At 42.0% G+C, this 379-nt stretch carries 1 pseudogene; it reads left to right on the top strand.

Annotation, left to right across the window (positions count from 1 at the left end):
• Positions 1-199: pseudogene (locus Xedl_RS20130) on the top strand (type II toxin-antitoxin system death-on-curing family toxin); the annotation flags it as partial.
• Between the last annotated feature and the right edge of the window lie 180 nt (positions 200-379).

The raw sequence follows: 379 nt of genomic DNA on the forward strand, positions 1-379 counted from the left end.
TTTCAATGATGGTAATAAGCGCACGGCGTTTTTTGTTACCATGATTTTTCTCTACCGCAATGGTATCAAGCTCCGTGATAACGACAATACATTGGAAAATTTAACGGTAGAAGCTGCCACGGGTGAGAAGACCGTTGAGCAGTTGGCGCAACATCTGCGCGAATTGGTGGACTATGCTGATCCAAGCTGTAAGACATAATCATAACTTATTCCGCCTGATAGCATAAAATTCCCTGACTATATGAATGAATTAACCTCTTTCATTAACCGTGAAGACAGCCCTAACAGCCTATTCAGTATTTTTTCTGCGCAGCAACACGACGAGAAATGCCAGATTGACGAACTGAAGGCTGGTATTCAAATATCTCTCACAGTTCTT

This window comes from Xenorhabdus eapokensis (assembly GCF_001908105.1).